Source organism: Hymenobacter terrigena, from assembly GCF_054776515.1.
The window spans coordinates 837,853-857,348 of sequence record NZ_BAAHBU010000001.1 but is presented as its reverse complement, the minus strand read 5'-3'; the positions used below and the strand labels follow the sequence as shown (position 1 = coordinate 857,348).

Annotated in this window: 12 protein-coding genes and 1 pseudogene; 4 read left to right on the top strand and 9 right to left on the bottom strand. The window is 59.6% G+C overall.

Annotated elements, in window-relative coordinates; all coding sequences use genetic code 11:
• Nucleotides 1-44: 44 nt before the first annotated feature.
• From ACYU7Q_RS03385 to ACYU7Q_RS03375, 3 genes are all read right to left on the bottom strand, one after another.
• Complete coding sequence (locus ACYU7Q_RS03385; protein ID WP_460608018.1) at nucleotides 45-1,838, bottom strand: TonB-dependent receptor; 1,794 nt, start codon at nucleotides 1,836-1,838, stop codon at nucleotides 45-47.
• 44 nt (nucleotides 1,839-1,882) lie between these two features.
• Nucleotides 1,883-5,146: a tetratricopeptide repeat protein gene (locus tag ACYU7Q_RS03380; RefSeq protein WP_460608017.1), complete on the bottom strand. Its 3,264-nt coding sequence runs from the start codon at nucleotides 5,144-5,146 to the stop codon at nucleotides 1,883-1,885.
• 242 nt (nucleotides 5,147-5,388) lie between these two features.
• The gene (locus ACYU7Q_RS03375; protein WP_460608016.1) at nucleotides 5,389-5,580 is read right to left on the bottom strand and encodes a hypothetical protein; all 192 of its coding nucleotides are present in this window, start codon (nucleotides 5,578-5,580) and stop codon (nucleotides 5,389-5,391) included.
• Nucleotides 5,581-5,816: 236 nt separating this feature from the next.
• Here ACYU7Q_RS03375 and ACYU7Q_RS03370 point away from each other — a divergent pair, with 236 nt between their 5' ends.
• Nucleotides 5,817-9,236: an SNF2-related protein gene (locus ACYU7Q_RS03370; RefSeq protein ID WP_460608014.1), complete on the top strand. Its 3,420-nt coding sequence runs from the start codon at nucleotides 5,817-5,819 to the stop codon at nucleotides 9,234-9,236.
• 23 nt (nucleotides 9,237-9,259) lie between these two features.
• On the opposite strand, the gene holA is transcribed toward ACYU7Q_RS03370, so the two are convergent.
• The gene (holA, locus tag ACYU7Q_RS03365) at nucleotides 9,260-10,321 is read right to left on the bottom strand and encodes a DNA polymerase III subunit delta (RefSeq protein ID WP_460608013.1); all 1,062 of its coding nucleotides are present in this window, start codon (nucleotides 10,319-10,321) and stop codon (nucleotides 9,260-9,262) included.
• A 160-nt stretch (nucleotides 10,322-10,481) separates the two neighbouring features.
• On the opposite strand from holA, the gene tyrS reads away from it, so the two are divergent.
• On the top strand, nucleotides 10,482-11,792 hold the full coding sequence (gene tyrS, locus ACYU7Q_RS03360) for a tyrosine--tRNA ligase (protein ID WP_460608012.1): 1,311 nt from the start codon (nucleotides 10,482-10,484) through the stop codon (nucleotides 11,790-11,792).
• Between the two features lie 249 nt (nucleotides 11,793-12,041).
• Here the strand turns inward: tyrS and ACYU7Q_RS03355 are convergent.
• Both ACYU7Q_RS03355 and ACYU7Q_RS03350 read right to left on the bottom strand, forming a co-directional pair.
• Nucleotides 12,042-12,212: pseudogene (locus ACYU7Q_RS03355) on the bottom strand (histone H1); the annotation flags it as partial.
• 252 nt (nucleotides 12,213-12,464) lie between these two features.
• Nucleotides 12,465-13,712 carry an aminotransferase class I/II-fold pyridoxal phosphate-dependent enzyme gene (locus ACYU7Q_RS03350; RefSeq protein WP_460608011.1) on the bottom strand — a complete coding sequence of 416 codons (1,248 nt, stop codon included), beginning with the start codon at nucleotides 13,710-13,712 and terminating at the stop codon, nucleotides 12,465-12,467.
• Between the two features lie 373 nt (nucleotides 13,713-14,085).
• On the opposite strand from ACYU7Q_RS03350, the gene accC reads away from it, so the two are divergent.
• Nucleotides 14,086-15,597: an acetyl-CoA carboxylase biotin carboxylase subunit gene (gene accC, locus ACYU7Q_RS03345; protein ID WP_460608010.1), complete on the top strand. Its 1,512-nt coding sequence runs from the start codon at nucleotides 14,086-14,088 to the stop codon at nucleotides 15,595-15,597.
• Between the two features lie 94 nt (nucleotides 15,598-15,691).
• On the opposite strand, the gene ACYU7Q_RS03340 is transcribed toward accC, so the two are convergent.
• The 3 genes from ACYU7Q_RS03340 to parS form a co-directional block, all read right to left on the bottom strand.
• Nucleotides 15,692-17,422, bottom strand: a complete 1,731-nt coding sequence (locus ACYU7Q_RS03340; protein ID WP_460608009.1) for a serine hydrolase domain-containing protein — start codon at nucleotides 17,420-17,422, stop codon at nucleotides 15,692-15,694.
• 506 nt (nucleotides 17,423-17,928) lie between these two features.
• On the bottom strand, nucleotides 17,929-18,381 hold the full coding sequence (locus tag ACYU7Q_RS03335) for an RES family NAD+ phosphorylase (RefSeq protein ID WP_460608008.1): 453 nt from the start codon (nucleotides 18,379-18,381) through the stop codon (nucleotides 17,929-17,931).
• 7 nt (nucleotides 18,382-18,388) lie between these two features.
• Complete coding sequence (gene parS, locus ACYU7Q_RS03330; RefSeq protein WP_460608007.1) at nucleotides 18,389-18,829, bottom strand: type II RES/Xre toxin-antitoxin system antitoxin; 441 nt, start codon at nucleotides 18,827-18,829, stop codon at nucleotides 18,389-18,391.
• Between the two features lie 243 nt (nucleotides 18,830-19,072).
• On the opposite strand from parS, the gene ACYU7Q_RS03325 reads away from it, so the two are divergent.
• Nucleotides 19,073-19,492, top strand: coding sequence for a YjbQ family protein (locus ACYU7Q_RS03325; protein ID WP_460608006.1), 420 nt, complete (start codon nucleotides 19,073-19,075; stop codon nucleotides 19,490-19,492).
• Nucleotides 19,493-19,496 lie beyond the last annotated feature (4 nt).

The window sequence follows — 19,496 nt, the reverse complement described above, 5'->3', positions numbered from 1 at the left end:
CCTAACACCCAAGTTCCCAAGACCCTACGACCCCAAGTTCCCTATCAAAATGTGTAAGTAGCCCCGCCCAATACGTTAATACCTTTCACGGGATACCCGTAGAAACGCTGGTACTGCCGATTGGCGAGGTTATTACCCATTGCAAAGATGGATATTTTTGGCGTAATGCGGTAATCGGCGCGCAGATTCAGGTCGATAATTGGGTCGGTGGCGCGGTAAAAATCGGCTACCCGCGCGGCTCCGGCCGCAGTGGCCGGCCGGTAGCTGATGCCGTAGCTGGCCGCGAAGAAGTAGCCTTCCACGCCCACCATCAGCTTGTCGAAAACGTTGTAGGTACCGAACACCGAGCCTTGAAATTCGGGGCGGTGAAACGGCAGCGGCAGGTTTTTGAGGGCGTACTTATTGTAGTCGACCCGGGTACCGAGGCGGAATTTTTCGGCCGCATTGTACAGCAGCTCGCCGTGGATGTTCAGCACGCCGGTGGCGTTCTGGTCGTACACAAGGTCGAACTTGGTGGGGTCGACGGGGTTGTTGAGGTAGAAGTACAGGTTGCGGTCGCGGGCGTAGGTGGCCTTCACGTTGAACTCCAGCCCCCGGGCAGGCGTGGACGTAAACCCAGCGTACACCGTGGGGCCGCGGTGGGTATCGGCCACGTTCAGGCCACGGTTCAGCCAGGGGTTTTCGGTGCTCAGGTCGTAGCGGGTCACGCGTTGCAAGGCCCCGCCGAGGCCGGCATACACCATGAATTTCTCGGGCTCAATGGTGTAGCCCAGGCGCACGGCCGGGTACACCACGCCCTTGCTCACGTTAGTAGTGGTATCGGACGAATAACCCAGCGTAGCCCCTACCGAGAAGGCAATATTGTTGCGCAGAAACTCATATGCCGGCGTGGCCTGCACAAAGGTGCGCGTGCGGCTGGTTTGCAGTGGGCTGGGCGTTTTTAGGGAAGGCGCTGCCTGGTCCTTGTCCGAAATAAACGACGCATCGGCGGCCACGGTGATACGGCTGGACTCGCCCAAGGCGTAGCCGACTTTGGCATTCAGGCGCACGTCGTTTTCGGAGGCGGCGAAATTATCGGCCCAGTAGCGGTAGCCGATGCCGGCGTCGTAGGTCAGCTGCTGCTCGGGGTCGCGGTTGTGGGCGTAGGCCTTTACGGCGAAGCGGTTGAAGGTCTGCTTGATATCGCCGGACTCGGGCGCTGCTACCGGACTGCCGTTAGCGGCTTTCTCATAACCATAGAAGTTGTAGCGCTCCCGGCCGAAATCCAGCGTGGCGCCGAAGGCCCCGGTGCCCCGGTACAGTTCGCCCATGAGGTGGGCGCTGGTTTCCGACATCCGGGAGTTCTTGCCGTCCACCGGCCCTTGGATGGAGCTTACATGTTTGATGTCCAGCCCGTAGGCGTGGTCGGTGTTGCGGGTGCTGTGGAAATAGCCGCGCCCGTAAAACGTGCCGTAGTTGCCGATGGCGGCCTTCACAAAGTTGCCGGTGAGCGGCGTGGGCTCCTCGGCCCGGATGGTGAGCACCTTCACCGAGGGCGTGAGACGGTCGGCGGGCAGCCGAAAATCGGGGAAGGTGTAGGCCACCTTGCGCTCGACCTTGGGCGGAGCGGGCAGCTTGATTTTATCGAAGTTGCGGGTGGCTTCGGGCAGCTGGTTCACCCGCTCTTTCACAATCTCAATCTCGGCTTCTTCGATGCTACCCTTGTACTTGCCCTTGGTGGGCTGGGCCTGCGCAGTGGCGGCGGGCGCTACGCCACCCACCAGCACCGCCGCCAGGGCCAGGCCGGTGGTCAGCTTTGCACCGGAGTGGTTTGCAGAACGGCTTGTATTTATCGTCAAACGCTTCATCAGCAACTGGTTTTCTTGGAAATAATGCGCCGTTCCTAGCGCTGAGTGGTGTCGGCCGGGGCCGTGGTGGTACCGCGCAAGTTGGTGCGGGGAGCCGGGGCCTTGCCTTTGGTGGGCGCAGTGGTGGGCTTGGCAGGAGTTCCCGTGGGAGCAGCCGGGGTTTTAGTCGGGGCTGGCGTTTTGGCCGGGGTTTTGGCAGGCGTTTTCACCGGTGCCTTGGTGGGCGGCGCGGTTTCCTCGGGCTGGTCGGCTCCCAGCGTTTTGAGGCGCTGCTTGGCCGTTTCCAGGATTTCGGGCACTGGGAAGTTGTTGTCGATAAGCGAATTCAGCGTGCCGCGCGCCTGGAAGTTGTCGCCTTCCGAAGCGTAGATGTCGGCAATCAACAGGAAGGCCCGGCCCAACCACAGCGAGTAGCTGCTGAAATCGGAGTTTACTTTCAACGCCGCGGCTTTGGCTTCCTCGTTCTTCTTTTGCTTAAACAAGGTTTCGGCCAGATAATACTGTGCTTCGGCGCCGTTGATGTCGTTGGGCGCGGCCGTGATGGCCGTGGCCAGCTCAGTAGCAGCTTGGTCATAATTCTCGGCGCGCAGGCTGGCCTTGCCTAAGTAAAGCAGGGCGGCGTTGGTGGCGTTGGCGGTGGCGCCGGCCTGGGCACGCAGCTCTTCGGCCACGCGGCGGGTGCCGGGGTAGTCACCGCTCTCGTACAGGCTGCGCATCTGGCCGAGGGTGGCGTTGGCTATTTCGCGGCGGTTGGTGCTGGCCCCGCGCAGGCGCTCGTAGAGCTTGGCGGCTTCGGTGTAGTTCTTGTTCTCGAATTCGAGGTCGGCGAGGCGACCCACGGCGCGGTTCACGAATTCGCTTTTGCCCTCAGTCACGACGGCGCGCAGGCGGGTCAGGCCCTGCTGCTTGTCACCGGTTTTCAGGTACGAATCGGCGAGGAAGAAACGGGCATCGGCACCCAAAGCAGATTCCGGGTATTGCTTCAAGTAAGACTCCAGACGCAGAATAGCAGACTTGTATTTTTCAGCCAGATACAACGACTTGGCCGCTTCAAATTCTACGCTCTCCGTGGCCTTGCTGTCGGGGTTCTGGGCTTTGAAAGAAGCTAGCGCCGCATCGAATTCTTCGGTGCGGCCCAGCGCTGCCAGGCTTTCCTGCAGGCTGTAGAGCGCTTGCGAGGCGGCTTCGCTGCGCGGATAGCTGGTGAGCACCTGCTGGAAGTCGGCCACGGCCTTGTCCTGCTGCTCGAGGTTGGCATAGGCTACGCCGCGCTTTTGCAGGGCCTGCGGAATAAGCGGGCTGTTGGGACGGTCTTCAATCAGGCGCGTGAAGCCTGTGACGGCCGGCTGGTACTCGCCGGCCTCAAACGACAACTGCGCCTGCTGAAAAACGGCGTCTTCGGCGTAGCGCGAGTTGGGGCTGGCTTTGAGCAGCGCGGCCAGCGTGCTGGTGGCTTCCTCGCGACGGCCCATCAGGCCCAGCGTGCGGCCCTTCTGGTAGTAGGCGTAGTCCTTGTCGGCCGCGTTGGCCTTGATGACTTTGTCGTACTGGTCGAGGGCCTGCTGGTAGCTTTTTGCTACGTAATAGGTGTCGGCCAGCCGCAATGTGGCGTCGTAGTAGTTGGGGTCCGAGGGCTTGGCATCGGTGTCGTTCAGGAAAGCGGCAAATTGCGGCCGGGCCTTGTCGTATTGCTTGGTATTGTAATAAGCGTAGCCCAGGCCATAGCGGGCTTTCTGCTCAAAATCAGCCTCTTCGGGACTCACACCGCCCTGCCGGGCCGAGCGGGCTGCCGCCGCATACGCCGTAATGGCATCCGGGTACTGCTGGCCCACGCTGAAAATCTCGCCCCGCAGCACCTGCGCCGCTGCCCGCAGGCCGTCATCGGATGGGAATTTCAGGGACTTATCCAGCAGCGGCAGCGCCTGGGCGTAGTTGCCGTTGTTGTACAGCAATGCCGCCTGCGAATACGCAACGCGCTGGTACGTAGCATCCAGCTTTTCGCTGCGGTCGTCGATGCTTTCGAGGTAGGTAATGGCCTGGTTGTAGTCGGTAGACGCCAGGAAGCTGTTGCCCAGCAGGTCGTCAACAATCGGCTGGTTTTTCGAGCGAGGGAATTTCTTGCGGAAATCGCGCAGCACGTTGATAACCTCGGGTAGGTTGCCCAGCTCGTACTGCACCTGGCCCAGCTTGAGGGTGGCGTTTTCAGCAATGGCTTTGTCGAAGGTGCTTTGGCGGGCGGCCTCGAAGGCCGTGACGGCCTGGGGCTTCTGATTGGCCTGAATGTAGCTCAATCCGAGATGATAGGCCGCGTTCTGGCCCAGCGAATCGCGGCGCACGGCCACGTTCTTCAGGTTGGCGATGGCCCCCTTGAAGTCGCCCATTTTGTAATTGGCGAAACCAATCTTGTACTGCAGCGCCGGCTCAATGCGGTTCTGGTGCACGGCGGCGTACTTATCGAAGTACTCGGCGGCCTCTTTGTACTGCTGCTTCTGGTAGTAGGCATCGCCCACCAGCAGCTGGATTTCGTCGGAATTCTGGGGCGGCGGCGTGTTTTGCAGCGCCTTGGTGGCGTAGCCAATCAGGCCGTCGTAGTTGCCTTCCTTGTAGTAAATCTGGGTCACGATGGCGGGCACGACGGGCTTGTAGGCGTCGTTCTGCTCAGCCACGCCGAGGTCGGCCCGGGCAGCGGCGTAGTCACCGGCCCGGTAGCCGAGGTAGCCGGCGTAGTACGAGCTGGCATACTTGTACTGGCTCTGCACCTGCTTGTTGCGGTCGAACAGCAAGCGGGCTTTCTCGTAGTCCTTCTGCTCGAAATAGCTGTAGCCGAGCTTAAAATCGGACTCGGCACGCTGGTCGTTGCTCAGGTTGTCGGGCGCTACTTTGGTGAAGTAGCGGATGGCGGCTTCGTAATCCTTCTGGTCGAAGTAGAACTTGCCCAGCTCGAAATACGCGGCGGCGGCCTGCGGGTGGGCCGGGTGCTTGGCCGCAAAATCCAGAATGAGGCCCTCGGCATCGGGATGCGAGAGGTAGAGGCCGCTCACAGCGTAGTAGTACTCGGCATCGGCGGTGCGGTCGGCGGCAGCGGTGGGGCTGGCTTGGCTGCTATGAACCGGCTCGATGGCCAGGTACTGGCGAAAGGCCTCCTGCGCCGCGCCGTATTGGCCGCGGTCAAACAACTCCAACCCTTCCTGAAAGTGCCGCTCATCGGAGGCAAAAACCTGGGTTTGCTGGGCCTGGGCTGCCATGGGTGCCGCGGCACTCAGAGTGGCGGCCAGCGCCAGCCGGGGAAATAGCTTCATGTAAATACCTGTCGTGGAGGGGCCGCACCGGGCCCGGGAACTCGCCAAAAGTAGCGATAAATGCCCGTAGGTTGCCCAGCCAACGCGGAAATGCGGGTTTCATTGCCAACTGCACCACACCGGCTTGATTCGCATTTCCGCTGACAATGGATAAATGAGGAGTGATTCTCACCAAAGCGAGCAGAGAAAAGCCCCATCAGCAGTTGCTAACGGGGCTTCCTATCGTTCCGGTGCCATTCCGGCTATTGTTTGGGTGTAATGCCAGGCAAATTCAGGTTGCCGGCTTTGTAGCGCTTGTAGAGGTAGGCGGCGCCGGCCGCCAGCAGGGCGCCTTTAACTAGGCTGCCGCCGGTCGAACCAGCGGCGCGGGTACCGTCTTCGTTTTTGCGGCCGCCGAACAGACCGGCAATCAGGCCACCAAGGGTATTATTCATGAGTGAAATCAGGGTTGAGATGAATGTATGCCTTTTACGACGGTAACAACTTTGCTGTTGCCGTAAGCTTGGCTTGCGAAACACTTAAGTTGCATTTACAACTACTCTTTACCTAACAACTACTCTTTACCTAATAGCATCACAATTGTTGTCGGGCAAAAACTTATTTTACTAATAGAGCTTGAGCAGCGCACCAGATAGTATAACAATATTTTTTATTAGCAAAATCAAGTATATTGAGCTTCATTCTCGATTATTATCTGCGCTGTTATTCCATGCCTTTCCATCCGCGTCGACCAAAGCTTCCTAAAATACAGTTACCTTCTCCGCTATTCACTGAAACGGGTGAGAGCCACGAGCCGACAAGGCCTTTGTGGCCCGACCAAGCTCGGCTTCCGGTCAACTATCCACCGGAGCGACGTGAGGTTTACACCCAGCTTATTGCCGATATGCGGGCGTCGCCCGACTTTCTGGCGGTGACGGGTTTTACTTCGCTCAGCTTTTTGGTTGAATTGTTTGGCCTCGTGGATTTGCCAGAAGGCTACCTTATTCGCCTTACGCTAGGCTTTTCGCCCGAAGAACGCACCCGTAAAAACTGGCCAAAAGTACCGGTGTCTTATGAAATCAGAAACTACTGGTTAGAACGGCGGTTTTCTATTACGCAGCTTGGCGCTTTGCTGCGCACCGCTGACCTGCTGCGCCAAGGGCAACTGCAGGTACGTGCAGCCGACCATTTGCACGCGAAAACCTACGTTGGCGCTCACCATGCTACCTTGGGGTCAAGCAACTTCAGCGACAATGGTACGCGCAAGCAGCCAGAAGCCAATTTGCGCGTGGCCCGGGATAGCACCCACATCCACGAGCGGGAACAGTATGACGATTGCAAACGAACGGCTGAAAACTTCTGGAATAGCAGCACCAGCTACACGAAGCCGTTTCTGGAGTTATTAGAGAAGCTACTACAGCCCACTTCCTGGCAAGAGGCACTGGCGCGCGCCGTGGCCGAATTGCGTCACGGCAAATGGCTGACCAAAATTGAGCAGTTGCTTCAGGATGCACAGACCGTCCCGCTCTGGCCTTCGCAACGGGAAGGGTTGGCACAGGCGCTGCTCGTTTTGCACGCCCAGGGCAACGTGCTGATTGCCGACCCAACGGGTTCGGGCAAGACCCGGCTTATCAGCACGCTGCGCTTGGCGCTGATGCAGCAATTGTTGGCCCGGGGGCACGACACGCGCGGCAACATGGTGGTTGTCTGCCCACCGGCCGTGTGCGAGGACTGGCAAAATGAACTGCGTGACGTTGGCTTGCTAAGTGCCTATCCGGTTTCCATTGGGAAGCTGAGTAATCCCAAGCAAGCCTCTTACCACAAAGCGCGCGGCGATTTAGGCTTGGCAGACGTGCTCATCGTAGACGAAGCGCACCGCTTTATTAGAGCCAACTCGAACCGGAGTGAAGCATTGGGCAGCCATGCAGGCCAGTATGCCATCTTGGCGACCGCAACGCCCATTAATCAGCGCGCCCAAGATTTATTACGGCTGCTGGAATTGTTAGACGTAGACAATTTGCCCGACGAGCAACTGGCAGCCTTCAAACGCTTGTGGCAAACGCGCTTCGGTCGTTTGATTACCCCGCAAAACCGGCCCTTGCTCATGCAGTTGCGCGAGTACGTGCAACAGTTTTTGGTGCGCCGAACGAAGCGGCAGCTCAACGCAGCCATCAGCCGCGAGCCCACGGCCTATCGCAACCGCTTGGGCCAGTTCTGTCGTTTTCCACGGGTTGAGGGGCATTGGTACGAGGTGACGAGCAGCGCGGCCGACCTGGCCATTCTTGGCCAGATTACGGAGCTAGCCAGTCAGCTGCGGGGCCTTATGCATTTGCGCCGCATCAAGCCGCCAGCTTATGGGCTTAGTACAGAAGAAGAGTTACGGAGCTATTTCAACCAGCAGGTTCGACTGGCCGCCCGGCTCCACGAGTACCACGTTCGGCATCGCCTGCGTTCGTCCATTCCGGCGTTGCTGGAGTTGCTGTACGGCACCATCAAAGCCGCTGAATATGGGAGCGGGTTTGCGGTCAGCAAAAAAGAAACCGGCAATGAGCTTGGCCGGTTGCAGGCGTTGCTTAACGGCAAACCGTCGGAACTATTGCCGCGCATCAGCCCGCGCTTTAAGTCCGATTGGTTTCCGGATTATAACTGGCTGTGGAATCTGGATTCATACAAGCAAGCTTGCCAGGAAGAGATTGATATTTACGAAGCCATCGGCGCATTAGCTTATCAACTCAGCCCTAGCCGCGAGTTGTCCAAAGCCCGGCAATTAGGCAGCTTGCTGGCAACCTACCCGTTGGTATTGGCCTTCGACCAGCGGCTTATAACGCTTGACTATCTACATCATTTATTGCTCACTGACTCGCGGGTGCCGCCGACTTCCTACGTAGTGAGTGGAAACACGGAACAAACGCAGGCGCGCTTGCGCAATGACTTTGCATTTGGCTCTAAAAAACGAGGCATTGTAGCGCTATGCTCCGATGCGCTGGCGGAATCCATTAATCTGCAGCAGGCCTCCGCCATCGTTCTGTTGGATATGCCCGGTGTGCTGCGCTTGGCGGAACAACGCCAGGGCAGAGTAGAGCGCCTCGACAGCCCGCACGCGACCATCGCAGCCTACTGGCCCCGCGACCCAGAAATTCTTCAGCTCAACGCCGACCAACGACTGCGCGAGGTCATTGCGGTGGCACACGAAGTAATTGGCGGCAACCTAGAACTGCCCGACGCGGGAACTGAAGCGCCCGAATCATCTCATGATGAAGTGTTGAACGACCAAGCCCTTTTTGAAGCGCTGCAACCCGATGCTGCCGTGCAGCGAGAAGCTACCCAATGGGCCGGACTTACCGACAGCTTCCAGTTGGTGCGCGAGCTTGTAGAGGGCCCGACAGCGTTGATATCGCCCGAAATCTATACGCAGGTCGAAGACCTAACAGCCGGCGCCATGTGCCGTATCAACTTGGTTGAGACGGCCACCCCGTGGAGCTTTTTCGCGCTCCCCGGCGAAGCAGGACGCCCTCCCCGATGGGTACTTTGGCGCCCCAACGTTGTCCCCAATTTTACTACCGACCTGCGCATCATTTGCCCGTACTTACGCCAGCAGCTTCACCCCAACCCACCCACCGTAAGCATCTTTGCCGCCGGTGCACGCCAGCACTTGGAGCAGCAGGTTCAACTATTTCGACAAGCAGAGCGGGCGCTGTTGCCACCCCGTAAGGGCCGGGCCCTCAAAGTAGCGGAACACTTGTTCCGGCGGGAGCAACAACGAGTCGTGCCTGGTTCGGAACGTGCTATTTTACTGAAACAAGTCATCAGCTTGTTTCACGAAATCAGCAACGACCCATCCACCGAAACCTTGCCTGACTACGATGACTTGGCGCATCGTTGCCTAAGCTTGCTGCGGCCCGCCCTGCAGGAACTTCGCAATCAGCCACGTCTCCCGAGACAGAAGCGCCCACTCATTACCTTGGATTCTTTGAAACAGGTACCGACTGCTTTTGCCAACGTGAGCGAAGCCCAGCTTATTAATCTACTGGCCGGCGTCCGAGAAGTACCTGCCGCCGACTACCGAGTAGTCGCCTGCATCGTCGGCATCGCAGCTGATAGCAATCCGTAATGAGTGCTTTATCTGCCAAAACATTACCCCAGCACCCCGGCCGGCACGTTGTGCAGAATCAGCCACACCAACTCCCGCAGAATCTCGGCGTCGTCCATCGAGCCGCTTTCGATGCCCTTGCTCTGGGCATCGGCCCGGCGGATGTTGTGGATGAGGCCCACGACCCGCTCGGGTGGGTATACGCGCATGGCCTGCTGGTACTCCTTTTGGGCGAAGCTGTTCATAATGCCCAGGCTCTTGAACACCCCATCGGGCGGGTTCGAGCCGGCCTGGTGCAGCACCAGCAGCTTGGTGAAGAAATTGAACAGCAGCGTCAGGTTGGGGATGAGCGGGTTGGCTTTGGGGTTGGCAGCGAAATAGGCCAGAATGCGGTTGGCCTTGAGCACGTCGCGCTGCACCAGCGCCTTTTGCAGTTCGAAAATGTTGTAGTCCTTGCTGATGCCTACCAGCCGCTGCACCAGTTCCTCATCAATGGGCTGGCCGGGCTTCAGGTTCAGCACCAGCTTGTCGACTTCATTGGCCAGCCGGCCCAGGTCGGCCCCGATGTATTCGGCCAGCATGGCGGTGGCCTGTCCGGTGATTTGCTGGCCGCGGCTGCGCACGTTGGCCGTGAGCCACTGCGGCACCTGGTTGTCGTAGAGTTTTTTGCTGGTCATCAGCACAGCCGGCGAGTCTTTTCCACCGAGCAGCTTGCCCAGCTTTTTGCGACTGTCCAGCGTCTTGTGCTTGTAGCAAAATACCAGCACGGTGCTGGGCAGCGGATTTTTCAGGTAGGCCTCAAGGAAAGGCCAGCTCCGCTCCTGCTCCAAATCGGCCACGGTCTGGGCCTCTTTCACGATGACCACCGAACGCTCCGCCATCATCGGAAACCGTTTGGCCTGGCCCAGAATGGCCGTCACGTCCACGTCCTTGCCGTACACCACCACCTGGTTGAAGCTGCGCTCGTGCTCGGCCAGGGCAGTTTTCTCAATCAAATCCGCCACCACGTCGATGTAGTACGGCTCCTCGCCCTGCAAAAAATACACGGGCTGAAACTGCCGCTGCTGGAGCTGCTTAAGTATCGCGTCGGCTTCGAGAATGGGCACAGCGGGAGGGCTAGGGTATGTTGAAACGGCGGGGCACAGCGTCCCCGCTGCAAAATTAGGGCTGGCCTGTGCCTGCCCCTACCTTTGCGCCTCTTTATTATCGGCGGCGGACCTGGGACTTAATTGCCCCCGAAGTCCACGCCCCAGTACCCAAGTACTTATGTCCCTGATTGAAGAACTGACGTGGCGCGGCATGTACCACGATTCCATGCCCGGCACCGCCGAACACCTCGCCACCAACGCGCCCATTACCGGCTACATCGGCTTCGACCCCACGGCGGCCTCGCTGCACATCGGCAACCTGGCCACCATTATGCTGCTGGTGCACTTGCAGCGCGCCGGGCACCGCCCCGTGGCCCTCGTGGGCGGCGCTACGGGCATGATTGGCGACCCCAGCGGCAAATCGGCCGAGCGCAACCTGCTCGACGAAGCCACCCTGCGCCACAACCAAGCCGGTATTCAGGCCCAGCTGGAAAAATTCCTCGACTTCTCCGAAGGCCCTACCGGTGCGCTGGTGGTGAACAACTACGACTGGTTCAAGGAAATCGGCTTCCTGGGTTTCCTGCGCGAGGTGGGCAAGCACCTCACTGTAAACTACATGATGGCCAAGGACTCGGTGAAGCGCCGCATCGGCGGCGAGGAAGGCAACGACAGCAGCGGCATCAGCTACACCGAATTCAGCTACCAGCTGCTGCAGGGCTACGACTTCGTGCACCTCAACAAAACGCTGGGCTGCACCCTGCAAATGGGCGCCAGCGACCAGTGGGGCAACATCACGACCGGCACCGAGCTTATCCGCCGCCTCGCCAACGCCGAAGACCGCGAAGCCAAAGCCTACGCCCTCACCGGCCAGCTCATCACCAAGGCCGACGGCACCAAGTACGGCAAGTCCGAAACCGGCACCGTCTGGCTCGACCCCGCCCTGACCTCGCCCTACCAGTTCTACCAGTTCTTTCTGAACTCGGCCGATGCCGACGCCCCGCGCCTCATCCGCGTGTTCACGCTGCTGAGCGAGCCGGAGATTTTGGCCATCGAAGCCGAGCACGCCGCTGTCCCGCACCTGCGCATTCTCCAGAAAGCCCTTGCGGCCGACGTCACCACCCGCGTGCATTCCGCCGAAGCCACCGAAGCCGCCATTGCTGCCTCGCAAGTCCTTTTCGGCGGTGGCGACCTCGCTTCGCTGGATGAAGCCACGCTGCTCGACGTATTCGCCGGGGTGCCGCACCTGCGCGTGCTCCGCGAGGAAATGACCGAACTCAATGCCACCACTTTCCTCAGTGATTTCACGCTGCACCAAATCTTCCCATCCAAAGGCGAAGCCCGCAAGATGATTCAGGCCGGTGGCGTGAGCATCAACCGCGAAAAAGTGACGTCGCCTGATGCGCCAGTGGCTGCGCTGCAACATCTGGCCGGCAAGTACCTGGTGGTGCAGAAGGGCAAGAAAAACTACTTCCTGGTAGAGCTTGTGTAACCACAACCTCGTGCCGAGCACAGCCGCGGCATAAGGCCCGCACGGCTACCCAAAATAAAAAAGGCCCCGCCAATTGGCGGGGCCTTTTTTGCGTCCACAGAAGCCGCGAAATCCGAAGAATCCGCGCGAATCCGTGGTCTAGAATTACTTCTTAGCGGGAGCTTTCTTAGCCGGAGCAGCCTTAGCAGGAGCGGCTTTCTTAGCAGCCGGAGCAGCTTTCTTAGCAGCAGCAGGAGCAGCGGCAGCACCAGCGTTTTTGGTGTTCTGCACTTCGGTGCGGAACGCCTGGGCCATCGTCTTCAACTCCTGCATGCCTTTGCGCACGCGGGTGCCGGCAGCGGCGTTCTGCTTGTCGTAGAATTTCGAGAAGTCATCTTCGAGCGACATCACGAGGTCCTTCAGTTTACCAAAATTGTTCATTGGAAGTTGGGATTGGGGGTGAAAAATGAGTTTGTGGTGGTGTTAAGCCGGCCCTAATATACAGGGATTTCAAATGCAAGCAAGTTTTTCACTTTTTTTTAAAAACCCCTCTCCGGCTTTCAGAGGCCGATTTCGCCCCAAAAAAGGCCGTTTGCGCAAAGTACGTAAACGGCCAACCCATTAGAATAATCCAAAAACAAAAACGCGGGCCGCCTGAGAAGGCGGCCCGCGTCGGCACTTGGCAAGGCAGTTTTAAACCGCCTCCGGAATCGCAGTCGTACGGCTGTAGAGGCCCTTTTTGAGCTTATCGGCCACGGCTTCAAACGCCACAATCGTTTCCTCTACATCGGCCAGGGTATGGGCAGCAGTGGGGATGATGCGCAGCATAATCACGCCCTTCGGCACCACCGGATACACCACAATAGAGCAGAAAATACCGTGATTTTCACGCAAATCCAGCGTTATTTGGGTTGCATCGGGGATTTCGCCCTCCAGCAACACGGGCGTCACCGGCGAGGTGGTGGTGCCCAGGTTGAAGCCTTTTTCGCGCAGGCCGCTCTGCATGGCCCGCACAATCGTCCAGAGGTTTTCCTTGAGCTGCGGCTGGGTGCGCAGCAACTCCAACCGCTTTAGCGCGCCCACTACGAGGGGCATGGGCAGCGATTTGGCGAAAATCTGGCTGCGCATGTTGTAACGCAAATAGTCAATTACGCTTTCGGGCCCGGCCACGAACGCGCCGATGCTGGCCATGCTCTTAGCAAAGGTCGAAAAATAAAGGTCGATGCCGTCCTGCACGCCCTGTTCTTCGCCCGTTCCGGCCCCGGTGGCGCCCATCGTGCCAAAGCCATGAGCATCGTCAACGAACAGGCGGAAGTTGAATTTCTCTTTCAGCGCCACCACGCCGCGCAGGTCGCCCTGGTTGCCCGACATGCCGAACACGCCCTCGGTAATAACAAGGATGCCGCCGCCGGTTTCGTCGGTCAGGCGCTTGGCGCGCTCCAGCTGCTTTTCGAGGCTGGCCATGTTGTTGTGGGTGTACACAAAGCGCTTGCCGGCGTGCAGGCGCACCCCGTCGATGATGCAGGCGTGCGACTCGGCGTCGTACACAATGGCGTCGTGCCGGCTCACCAGCGCATCAATGATGGACACCACGCCCTGATAGCCGAAATTGAGCAACGTAGCCGTGGGCTTCATCACCATCTCGGCCAGCTCGTCTTCCAGCTGCTCGTGCAGGGTCGAGTTGCCGCTCATCATGCGCGCGCCCATGGGCAGGGCCATGCCGTACTGGGCGGCCGCGTCGGCGTCAGCCTTGCGCACTTCGGGGTGGTTGGCCAGGCCGAGGTAGTTGTTCAGGCTCCAGGTGAGCACTTCTTTGCCCCGGAAAGTCATGCGGGGCTTGATTTCGCCTTCCAGCTTGGGGAAGGTAAAGTAGCCGTGCGCATAATTCGAATGCGAACCCAGAGGCCCGCGGTTGGCCGAAACCCGGTCAAAAATATCCACTGAAAAAACGGAAATAGGGTGAGAAAAGGCGGAGAAACAACTGCTTTGGGAATTGCTATTGGCTGCATAACCCAAAACAGGGCTATCCACAAAGGTAGCCACCGCGCCGCGGATGTACATAATTTGGGCTTAACAACCGGGTAATGGCCCCAGGGTTTGGGGTTGGGGGGCGGTTTCGCAGTTTCTTTGTGGGCTGTTAGTGCAGATTAGAGCAAACCGAATGTCATGCAGAGCGCAGCGAAGCATCTTTACCGCTTCATTGTAATCGTCATTGATTAGTGACTGCAGTAAAGATGCTTCGCTGCGCTCTGCATGACGTTCTTTTTATTGTCTTTCCATATTACCCGCTACCCCGCCCCTCACTCCCACCCGCATGAAAAAAATCACCAAGCTGCTCGTCGCCAACCGGGGCGAAATTGCGCTGCGCGTTCTGCGCTCCGCCAAGGAAATGGGCATTGCCACCGTGGCCATCTACTCTGAGGCCGACCGCAACGCCCTGCACGTGCGCTACGCCGATGAGGCCGTGTGCGTCGGCCCGCCCGCCTCGAAAGACAGCTACCTGCGCGGCGACAAGATTCTGGAAGTCTGCAAACAGCTGGGCGTCGATGCCATCCACCCCGGCTACGGCTTTCTCTCTGAGAATGCCGGCTTTGCCCGCGCCGTGCGCGAGGCAGGGCTGATTTTCGTGGGCCCCAGCCCCGAGGCCATGGAAATCATGGGCGACAAACTCTCGGCTAAGCAGGCGGTGCAGGCCTATAATATCCCGCTGGTACCGGGCACAGCTGAAGCCATTTCCGACGTGGCCGCCGCCAAGCAGATTGCGCAGGAAGTCGGCTTTCCGATTTTGATTAAGGCCTCGGCCGGCGGCGGCGGCAAGGGCATGCGCATTGTAAATGGGCCCGACGAGTTTGAGGAGCAGATGCAGCTGGCTATTAACGAGGCCGTGTCGGCCTTTGGCGATGGCGCGGTGTTCATTGAGAAGTTCGTGACCGGGCCGCGCCACATCGAAATCCAGGTGCTGGGCGACGAGCACGGCCACATCGTGTATCTGTTCGAGCGCGAGTGCAGCATCCAGCGCCGCCACCAGAAGGTGATTGAGGAAGCGCCCTCCTCGGTGCTCACGCCCGAGCTGCGCGCCCGCATGGGCCAGTGCGCCGTGGACGTGGCCCGGGCCTGCGACTACACCGGGGCCGGTACCGTGGAGTTCCTACTCGACGACAAGCACAACTTTTACTTCCTGGAGATGAATACCCGCCTCCAGGTAGAGCACCCCGTGACGGAGCAAATCACGGGCCTCGACCTGGTAAAGGAGCAAATCAAAGTGGCCCAGGGCGAGCCCCTCGCCTTCTCGCAGGCCGACCTCACCATCACCGGCCACGCCCTGGAGCTGCGCGTGTACGCCGAAGACCCACAAAACAACTTCCTCCCGGATATCGGCACCCTGACCACCTACGTGCGCCCCCAGGGCCCCGGCGTGCGCGTCGACGACGGTTTCGAGCAGGGCATGGACATTCCGATTTATTACGACCCGATGATTGCCAAGCTGGTCACCTTCGGGGCCGACCGCGCTGAGGCCATTGCCCGCATGCTGCGCGCCATTGAGGAGTATAAAATCACGGGTATCGAAACTACCTTGGCTTTCGGCACCTATGTGCTGACGCACCCCGCCTTCGTGAGCGGCAACTTCGATACTAACTTCATCCGCGACCATTTTACGCCCACCACCCTCGCCCCCGCCGCACCGGACGAGGCCACGGCTAAAATAGCGGCCGCGCTGGGCGCCATGCTGCTTAGCGAGAAGAAACCCAAAACAGCCGCCGCAACTGGCGACTCGGCGGGCGCAGAGGCTTCAGGATGGCGGCGGAACCGGTTGAGCGTACGGTAAAAACTTCAGCTTAAGTAAGAAAGCTCAGCTTGGCGAAATTTACCAAGCTGAGCTTTCTCATTAAATCCCAGGCATAAACAAAGCCTTTTCAGCTTTATAGTCGCACTAAGTGCGCCACGCCTTTGCGCCAGGCACGTCGAAATCGCAGGAAGTATTTACCCACCACCATCTTCCGCTCAGAGGCGGTGTTATCGTTATCCGGTGAGGTGTCGCCTTGTAGCGTGGTGGCGCCTTGGGCCGCGTTGGAGTGAAGCGCAAGCTGTGGAAACTGCAGGCCCGATATGGTTGGGGGCAGCACCAGCGTAGGGTTGCCATCCAGCGTGTACACCGAGCGGTTGCCGGTGGTGGCATCCTGGCGGTATTCCACCACCCGGGCGTAGTAAGTGCGCTGCGGGTGCAGGTGAGCTAGCTCGGCCATGCTTTCGGGGCCATTGGCGGCGATGATGGTGCCGTCGGCCAGCTTGGTGGCCACCGGATAGGTCGTCCCGTCTAAAGGGAAAGCCTTGATGGGGCTGTCGGGCTTAAGGAGCAGCAAGCGGCTGGTGCCGGTGCCATTGGTCCAGGCGAGGCGCGGGTGGGTGGCTTTAGAAGCTGTTATCAGGAGGTTCGAGGCATTTTGCGCGGGGGCAAACAGGTCGTGCGTTGGCCAGCTGGTAGCCCCGGCCGGCCAGGTCCAGCCTAGTGCTTTCAGCTCTTGCCAGAATTGCGCCGAGCCGTTGCTGGTGTTCAGCAGGATGGCCCAGGTGTAGCCGCTGGCCGTGCGCATCACGATGCTGGCCGTGCCGTCGAGCTGGCCGGTGTGCCACCAGCTGCTGCCGTCCACCATCCAGCCCTTGGCATACCCCGCGGCGGTGGCCGAGGGCTCGGTCATGGTGCGCAGGGTGGCGGTCGAAATCAGGTCGGGTGGCGACGCAAACCCATCGGCCGCCAAAGCCAGCCGCACGAGGTCGCGGGCCGTGAACAGCCAGCCGCCGTGTGCGTTCATGGCTTCTATCTGGAAGCCACCGTAGGCCGCCGGCACCTGCCGGCCGGGGTTGTAGCACGAGAGCATACGATAGCGACTCAGGTATTTGCTTTCGCGTTCCTGGCGGACGGCGGGCAGGTTGTGGCCCAAGTGGGCTTCGAGCACGCCGGCGGGCTCCAGCACGTGCTGCCGCACCCAGGTTTCGTAGGGCTGGTGCGTCACGGCTTCCAGCACCTTGCCCAGCACCAGGTAGCCCACGTTGGAGTAGGCAAACCGGGCACCGGGGGCAAAATTCAGTCCCTGGCGCAGCATGTACCGAATGATGGTGGAGTCGCCTACGGGGTTGGGCACGTGCATCACTTCGGCCACGTGGGTGGGAAAATCGATGGGGTCGCAGGTGTCATAGCCATCGCAGCCGATGCTGCGGTCCCAGCCAGCGCTGTGCTCCAGCAGGTGCTGCACCGTGATGTTGTAGAGGCGCGGGTCATGGATTTCCCGGGTGTAGGCCTGTCCCTTGAGGTAGCCTTCCGGGCCGAATACTTTGTGCGCAAGGCTCAGCTTTCCTTCTTCCACCAGCTTCATAATGGCCAGGGCGGTCACGGGCTTCGAAATGCTGGCCACCCGCAGCAGGTGGTAGGGCTGCATGTGCACGGTGCGCTCCACATCGGCGTAGCCAAAGGCTCGCTCGTAGGCCAGCCGCCCGTCTTTGGTGATGGCCACCGAGGCCCCCAGTACGTTCCAGCGGCTCATAAACTGCCGGATGGAGGCATCGCAGTGGGCAAGCTCGGGTACTGGTATTCCGGTTTGGGCAGTGCTCTTCAGGCACAGCAGCGCTAGCAGGAGCGTGAACAAAAACTTCAAAACGGTAATGTGCTAAGTCAATCCCGTGACTCTGCTTATTCCAGCTCATCCGTTTGACCTAGCAAATTTATTGCATCTGTCTAAGTTTTTGATTTCAACCTTCGCTAATAAATTTTGATTTTTTCAAGTCCCGCCCACTAGTACTGAAAATACATTACCAGCTAACCTAACGCATTGAATGAAATTATAATGAGCTGAAACTATGATTTACTTAGCTGCCTTAAAAAAGAATTATTAAGTCCCTACGTTAACGCCAAGCGAACCATACTGATTAAATTGACTTATTCCAGTATTAAGCCAACCTTGTACACAACGCTCATGCCTTGCGCCTGTCCTATTTGCTGCTCACGCCAATGAGTGCGCATCGGAGTAGCTATGCGTACTTCCCGAAGGGCAAACCCACTGCAAAGCGCCATACCGCAGCGGAATTTTCGCGCTGGCTGGACAAGAAGCTGCCACTGTCGGCCACCTGCTTCTGCGCTGCTTACACACCGCTTCCGGTTTGCTCATACTTCCTTAATCCGGGGGTCAAACGCGAAATCCTCCCAGCCCACGATGCGAATCTGCGCAAAATCCGGGTGGCGGGTGTTGAGCACGTAATTGTGCTCGTGGGCGATGATGGAGGACGGCACGCGCAGCACCGCCGCGGCTTGGCGCTGGTACCAAGCGGCACCCAGGGGCTGGCAGCGGGCATAGTGGCGCGGCAGCTGCCACTCGGGCGGCATCTGGTCCAGGGTTAGCTCTTCGATGGGCAGGGCGTCGGGTACGTCGATGCGGATGACTTTGAAGAGGCTGTTGAGGCCTTCGCCGCTGCGGTGCACCACGTTTTCGAGGCAGGCCAGGGCGCGGCTGCCGGCGGCATAGATGACCAGCTGGCCGCGCAGGTTCCAGCGGCCGGGGTTGCCGGAGGCGACGAGCTCGCCGGCGTATTTGGCCAGGCAGATACGGTAGATTTCCACTCGGGGCTTAGGCCAGGTCGCCGTGGGCGATGCGGTCGACTTCGTCGGCCACGAGGTCGATGCCGCCGCTGGTTTCGAGCAGGGCCAGCGGGGGCTGGTTGTCGAGACCGTAGGCGGGCTTGTCGAGCCAGCGGCGGAAGGCGGGCAACGCACCAAATACTTCTTCACCCTGGCGGGCGAGGGCCAGCAGCTTGAGGACTTGCTCGCTGGCTGCCGGGCCGAGGCGCTTTTTGCCCTCGCGGTAGGCGCGCAGGGTTTTGGTGGTGGTGTGCAGGAGGGCGGCCAGCTCGTCGGCGCTGAGCTTGAGGAGGGCAGCCACGTCGAAGGCGATTTTGGCCGGCACGCCGGTGCGGGCTTCCATCACGAGGGCGAAGGAATCGGCCACGGTGGCTTGCAGGCCCCGCAGGGCGGGCGAATACACGGCGGCGGGCGGGGTTGTGGCAGTCATGGGGATGCGGAATTGATTCTTGCCCAAAGATGGGAAATATTTCCCTGACAACGGGGAAATATTTCCTATAGTTTCAGGAGTGCGACCGTAGCCAGTGCATGCGCCAGTCGGTATGCATCCTGCTGGCCGCGGCGGCCCATCCTGCCTGCCAATAACGTACACTGCCCGGGCGCAACTATTCAGCCCCACGCCTACTGGCAGGCTCACCCTCCGTATGCTCACCGTATTTTATACTTCTGTTTGATGGTTTTTCAGAAACAGCTGCGGCTGCCGGCCATGCGCCGGGGCTTCCACCTCATCACCGACTATGTGTTGCAGGAACTGCCCGAGCTGGCGCGGGTGCGGGCCGGCCTGCTGCACGTGTTCATCCAGCACACTTCGGCCAGCCTCTGCATCAATGAAAATGCCGACCCCACGGTGCGCCATGATTTCGAGCAATTCTTCAACCGCACGGCTCCCGAAAATGCGCCCTACTTCCGCCACAATTCCGAAGGCCCCGACGACATGCCCGCCCACCTGAAAGCCGCGCTGCTGGGCAGCAGCGTCAGCATTCCGGTCATGAACGGGCGGCTGGCGCTGGGCACCTGGCAGGGCATCTACCTGGGCGAGCACCGCGACCACGGCGGCCGGCGCTCACTGCTGCTCACGCTGCTGGGCGAGTGAGAGA